At 62.8% G+C, this 3335-nt stretch carries 1 protein-coding gene; it reads right to left on the bottom strand.

The annotated features are described in order from the left end of the window. On the bottom strand, window positions 1-3335 hold a 3335-nt coding region (locus GDH07_RS32170; protein WP_152899893.1), incomplete at both ends, for a condensation domain-containing protein.

The following is a 3335-nucleotide window of genomic DNA, read 5'->3' as shown; positions in this document are numbered from 1 at the left end:
GGGCATGCTGGCTCAAGGCGTTATGACTGATACCCACACCCTTGGGCCGGCCAGTGGAGCCCGAGGTGTACATCACATAGGCCAGATTGTCGGCTTGCGCCCGTGGCGACGGATTATCCAGGGAATAGCCTTCAAGGCCCTGCTGATACGGGTCCAGGCACAGATGGGGTATTTCTACGGCGCCGCGCAGGCGCTCCAGCAACGGAGACTGGGTCAGCAGTAGCTGGATCCCGCTGTCCTGCATCATGTAGTGCAGGCGATCCTGGGGATATTCAGGGTCCAGAGGCACATAGGCGCCGCCCGCCTTGAGCACCGCCAGCAGGCCGACGATCATCTCCAAGCCACGCTCCACGGCGATACCCACCCGAACATCCGGGCCCACCCCCAGCTCGATCAGCTTGTGGGCCAACTGGTTGGCCCGCTGGTTGAGCTGGCCGTAACCCAGTTGCTGGCCGGCGCACAACAGCGCCAGCGCATCAGGGGTCCGCTCGGCCTGCATCTCGAACAACTGCTGGACGCAGAGCGGCGACAGATGTCGCGCCGGGGTACGACTACGCTGCTGCTCGATCAAGCCACGCTCGGTGGCGCCGATCAAAGACAGCTCGCCAATGCTGCATTGCGGCTGGTCCACCATGACCATCAGCAACTGCTGCAGATAAGCCGCCAATTGCTGGATATTCGCCTGGCCGAAATGCTCCAGGGCATAGCTGTAGTCGAACGCCAAGGTCTGCCCCAGGTAGACCGACAGCGTCAGGGGATAGTTGGTCTGCTCATGGTTGGCAGCTACGCCAAAGCTCAATTGCGCCGGTGCGCCTTGCGCAAGGGCCTCGGATACCGGGTAGTTCTCGAACACCAGGATGTTGTCGAACAGGGCCTCGCCTCCCAGGCCGGCCCAGCGCTGCACTTCGTACAACGGTGTGTGCTCGAAATCGCGCAAAGCCAGGTTGCGCTCCTGCACCAATTGCAGCCAATCGCCGACCGGCATGTCCGGACGCGGCGCAGCCACCACCGGCAAGGTGTTGATGAACAGGCCGATCTGCTGCTCCACGCCCTTGAGTTCCGCCGGGCGGCCAGACACCGTGGCACCGAACACCACCGTGTCCTGCCCGGTATAGCGCTGCAACAGCAGCAACCAGGCCGCTTGCACCAAGGTGTTGACCGTGACCTTCTGCTGTCGGGCGAACTCGCTCAAGCGCTGGGTCTGTTGTAGGTCCAGGTGCTGCTGATAGGCGGCGTAGCCTTGGCCAGTCGGCGCCTGATCACTACGGCTAATGGCCTGGGCCAATCGGGTCGGCTCATCCAGAGTCGCCAGTTGCTGCTTCCAGAAATGCTCGCTGAGCGTTGCATCCTGGCGTTGCAACCAAGCGATGTAGTCACGATAGCGCCCGGGCACCTGGCTCGCGAACTGTCCTGCATAGCGTTGCAGCACTTCACCCAGCAATCGCGAGTTGCTCCAGCCATCCATCAGGATGTGGTGGTTGGTATAGATCAGGTGGTGGCGCTTCTCACCGGTACGCACCAAGGTCAGGCGTAGCAGCGGCGCGGTCAGCAAGTCGAAGCCCCGCAGGCGCTCTTCCTCGGCCAAGCCATCCAGGGCTGCTGGCGCGAACTCGGTTGCCCGCCAGTCATGCTCGACAAAGTCCAGGTGGGCACGCTTGCTCACTACCTGGATCGGCGCAGGCAATTCGCCCTGCCAGAGGAAACCACTGCGCAGGATGTCATGGCTGTCGATGGCCGCCTGCCAAGCCTGGCGGAAACGCTCAGGCTCCAGCCCATCCACGTCCAGCCGCAGTTGGTTGATGTAATCGCCCGCGCCCTGCTCGTAGAGGGTGTGGAACAGCATGCCCTGCTGCATCGGCGACAGTGGATAGAGGTCTTCGACCTCTGCCAGCGCCAGTGGCAGTTGGTCCAATTGCTGCTGGTTCAGGCCTGCCAACGGGAAGTCCGAAGGGGTCACGCCGCGGTGCTCCGGCTGGCTGCAGTGCTCTACCAGAGCCTTGAGTTCGTCAGCATAGTCATCCGCCAGGCGCTGGATGGTCGTGCTATCGAACATCGCCTGGCTGAAAGTCCAGCCCAGTTTCAATTGGCCGCCATAGACCTGGCCGTTGATGCTCAACCAGTTGCCTAGTGGAGCCTGAGCGTCCTGATCGCGACCCTTGGCTTCAGCGCTCGGGGCAAACCAGGCATCCGGCTTGTCGAAGCTGCCGTCGAACTGGCCCAGGTAATTGAAGGTGATGCGCGGCACCGCCAGCGCGGCCAGGGTCTGTTGTGCGGCCTCATCCCCCAGGTAACGCAGGGCACCAAAACCCAGGCCCTTGTTCGGTACCGCGCGCAGTTGCTCCTTGATGAACTTGATCGAGTCGGCCAGGGCCGGCTGCGGCGTCAGCTTCACCGGGAACACGCTGGTGAACCAACCCACGGTGCGGCTCAGGTCGATGCTGTCGAACAGCTCCTCACGGCCGTGGCCTTCCAACTGCACCAGGGCGCTGTCCTGGCCAGTCCAGCGGGTGATGACCCGGGCCAGGGCGGTGAGCAGCAGGTCATTGATCTGGGTGCGGTAAGCCGCTGGGGCATCTTGCAACAAACGCTGGGTATGAATCTGGTCCAGCTCGGTGCTGACGCTCAGCGCATCCTGGAGCACTGTCTGGCCGGTGGCCCGATCACGGGGCAAGTCCGACTCTACGCCTTGTAGCTGCGCCTGCCAGTAACCCAGCTCCTGCTGCAACGCCGCGCTGCCGGCATAGGCCTGCAATTGCCCAGCCCAAGACTGGAAAGAACTGGTCTTGGCCGGCAGCTTGATGGCTTGCCCGGCGGCTTGCTGCGCCAAGGCTTGCTGCAGATCCTCCAGCAGCACTCGCCAGGACACTCCATCCACCACCAGGTGATGGATAGCCAGCAGCAAGCGCTGGGAGCCGTCTTGCAGAGTGAAGAGCACTGCGCGCAGCAAAGGCCCCTGTTGCAGCTCAAGACTGCGTTGCGCCGCATCGCACAAGGATGGCAGCGAACCTTCGGTGACATTGTCCGCCAGCCACAACAACGCATCGGTTTGCATCGCTGCCAACGGCGCCGAGGTCACTTGCCCCACCGGCGTATAAGTTGCGACCCAGGCTGGGGTTTTCTCAACAAAATTCAGCCGCAGGCCGTCGTGATGTTCGAGCAAGGCATGCAAGCCCTGCTCCAATGCCTTGGCGCTCAGGGTCTTCAATGGCTTGAGCAGCACCGACTGGTTCCAGTGATGCCGCTCCGGTACCGGAGTCTCGAAGAACCATTGCTGGATCGGCAGCAGCGCGGTCGTGCCGCGTACCGGGCCCTGGTCGATCTGCAAACCGCCCTCG

This window comes from Pseudomonas piscis, assembly GCF_009380155.1.
In the GTDB taxonomy this organism is placed as follows: domain Bacteria; phylum Pseudomonadota; class Gammaproteobacteria; order Pseudomonadales; family Pseudomonadaceae; genus Aquipseudomonas; species Aquipseudomonas piscis.
This window is presented reverse-complemented; position numbering and strand designations above follow the sequence as displayed.